This is a genomic window from Patescibacteria group bacterium (genome assembly GCA_040753135.1).
Classification (GTDB): domain Bacteria; phylum Patescibacteriota; class Minisyncoccia; order UBA6257; family Brennerbacteraceae; genus JBFMGR01.
In genome coordinates, this window is the sequence record JBFMGR010000010.1 from 16,079 (window position 1) to 19,235 (window position 3,157).

The following is a 3,157-nucleotide window of genomic DNA, read 5'->3' on the forward strand; positions in this document are numbered from 1 at the left end:
TTTTTCCAAGACCAAAAAGCCCGCTATGGCGAGCTTTTTTGGTTTGAAATCCAAGAGCAGGAAAACGGCAGAGCAAAGCTGATTTTAATGCTGGAAAAATTAGCTGAAAGGGTAAGGGAGATTTTGAACGCGACCGCGTTAAACGCGGCTGCGGCCGAGTCAAACGCGGCCCTGGAAGATAAAAATATAGAAGTTGTTTCTTTTGAAGCCGATGATTCAATCGGAGATTTTTATTTAGTTGAAGCTGAACAGATTGATGTTAAAACCCGGCCTTCGCAGCAAGAATACCAGAGCATTGCCGACCAAAAAATAAGCTCAATCTTTACTGACCAGAAAAATGATGTTTTTCAAGGTCAGCTGGTAAAAATTTTTCAGCCGCAAAATTATAATTCATATTGTTTGGTTGCTTATCATTCTTTTGGTTTGCGCGTCCCAAGGGGCCCGATTGGCTGGTTGAATAACCTTGATGGTTTGGAAAAAATTGATAAAAAAGAATTTCAAAAACCAGCTAATTTAAAAACTATTGATCAAGTCTGTAAAGAGTTTGAAGGAATAAAGTATCAACTCGGCGGCGGTTCGGTTAAAAATGGGTTTGATTGTTCCGGCTTAATCCAAAAAATTTTTTACCAAACCCAAGGCATTTGGCTGCCGCGCAAGGCCAGATGGCAGGCAATGGTTTGTGAGAAAATCAACCAAGAAGATTTAAGACAAGGCGACATGGTCTTTTTTAACAAAGTTGATGACCCAGAAAAACATATTGACCACGTTGGTTTGGTTTATCAAGCCCAACCAGGCAGATTGCCGATTATATTTCATGCTAAACGGATACTTGGCAAAGCAATGTTCCAAGATTTAAATTCAGCTGATTGGCTTTATTCAGAGATAAACCCTAATGGCCAATGGGAGATCAATAGCTTTGGCCGGGTGCCTAAAAGAGTGAATGATGAATGATGAATAATGAATAATGAATTAGGTTTTTTAAGTTCCATAATTTATTATTCTAAAATATTGACCCAATAAGATTTTTGGCAATTTTTTGTTGCGAACCCCGAATTAAATAATCCAAAGCTGATGTTATTATATTTACTTAATTTCATTTAGCTTTGTTTTCGTTGACAATTAACAAAAAGTGAACAGCTGCCAAAAATTCACTACGGGGTTGACTTTTCCTATTGCTTTGCTATAATTTAGATAGTTTATGGAAAGAAAATATTTATTCGGAAAGCGGAAAAAGACCTGACAGTTTGTAGGTTTTGATTTTTTAAACCGCTTTTCCGAAAGCGGATTTTTTCTTTCTATAATAACGTTGTCCTTTGACAACTGAAGAACAAGTATCTGTCTGGTAGCAATTTTAAAAGTTGCTATTTAGACATTCGTCTTATCAATCATAATTTATGATTGAGGTTTAAGTTGGTATTCGCAGAATTAAGGGCAGATGGTGGATGCCTTGGATAGAAGGGGCGATGAAGGACGTGGCGTGGCTGCGAAAAGCTTCGGGGAGCCGCTAAGCAGGCTTTGATCCGGAGATCTCCGAATGGGGAAACCTAACCGTGTAAACCACGGTTAACCGTGCTTTGCGCGGAATTTCTAATATCTAATTTCTAAATCCTAAATAAATCCTAATTTCTAATTTTCAAAATTTAAAACAGAGTTGGTTTGGAATTTTGATTTTTAGATATTGGATATTGTTTGTGATTTGGTGCTTAGAGTTTGGAATTTCCGCGCAGAGCGCGGTGGCAGACCTGGGGAAGTAAAACATTTCAGTACCCAGAGGAAAAGAAAACAATGTCGCTTCTCACTTTGTTCGAAGCTGAATTTCCAATTTTCAATTTCCAATTTTCAATCAATTTTAATATCCCAATGCTCAAAGATTGTTGTTCTTAGCTTTGGTTATTTGAAGTTGTTTGGGATTTGGGGCTTGGAAATTGGGAATTCCGCTCGAGCGAAGCGAGAGGCGGTTATTCCCTTAGTAGCGGCGAGCGAAACGGGAACAGCCTAAACCATCCGATGCATAGCATCGGGAATGCCAAATTTCTAATTACTAATTTCTAATGAATTCATTGGAAATTGGGGATTGGTTATTGGCAATTCCGCTGCTATGCAGCGGCTGGAGTTGTGGGGTTTAGACCATTAACTCTTTTTTGAATAGAGGAACAGCCTGGAAAGGCTGGCCAAAGAAAGTGAAAGCCTTGTACTTTAAATTTTAAAAAAGAGCGGACTGAATTCCCGAGTATCTCGACACACGAACAGGTCGGGAGAATCTGGCAGGACTGTACTGCTAAGGCTAAATACTCTTCTATACCGATAGTGAACTAGTACCGCGAGGGAAAGGTAAAAAGAACCCCGGCGAGGGGAGTGAAATAGAACCTGAAACCATTTTGCCTACAAGGACTTAGAGCCGATGCTCCGCATCGGGAAATGTCTAATTTCCAATAACTAATTTCTAATCAATCTTCTAATGATTAAATGTCCAAACGTTTAAAAATTTGGTCATTAGGATTTATTTGGAAATTGAAAATTGGAATTTAGAAATTCCGATGCGAAGCATCGGTGATAGGGTGCCTATTGAAGAATGAGCCAACGAGTATTTCTCATTGTTTTATCTAATCCGCCTTAGGCGGAGGAGGTGCAGCGAAAGCAAGTGTTAAAAGCGCGTTGTAAATATGTTTTCAAAGCTTTGAGCATATTTACAGAACAATGGGGAATGACCCGAAGCCGAGCGAGCTACCCTTGGGCAGGATGAACCCCGACGAAAGCCGGGGGGAGGTCCGAACCCGTAGGCCGTTCAACTCCTTGGGATGACCTGAGGGTAGAAGTGAAAAGCTAATCGCGCTCGGTAATAGCTGGTTCTCCTCGAAATAGCTTTAGGGCTAGCGGCGATCTTAAAAAACTTTGGGGGTAGAGCACTGGTTGAGACTGTCAGGGCGAAAGCTCGCTTTCTCAGTCAAACTCCGAATACCAGAGTTTCTTGATCGCTAGTCAGACTGTGGGGGCTAAGCTCCATGGTCAAAAGGGCATGAACCCAGACTCCAAGTTAAGGTCCCTAAATTTTTACTCAGTGTTAAAGGTGGTAGTCAGCCGAAGACAGACAGGAGGTTGGCTTAGAAGTAGCCACCCTTTAAAGAGTGTGTAACAACTCACTGTCATATCTGACCGT

The 3,157-nt window shown here is 40.7% G+C and carries 1 protein-coding gene and 1 rRNA gene; both read left to right on the plus strand.

Annotated features, from left to right (window positions below):
* Window positions 1-951, plus strand: a 951-nt coding sequence (locus tag AB1721_03030; GenBank protein ID MEW5805667.1) for an NlpC/P60 family protein, incomplete at its 5' end; no start/stop codon positions are given.
* 464 nt (window positions 952-1,415) lie between these two features.
* Window positions 1,416-3,157 (plus strand): 23S ribosomal RNA (locus AB1721_03035); the annotation flags it as partial.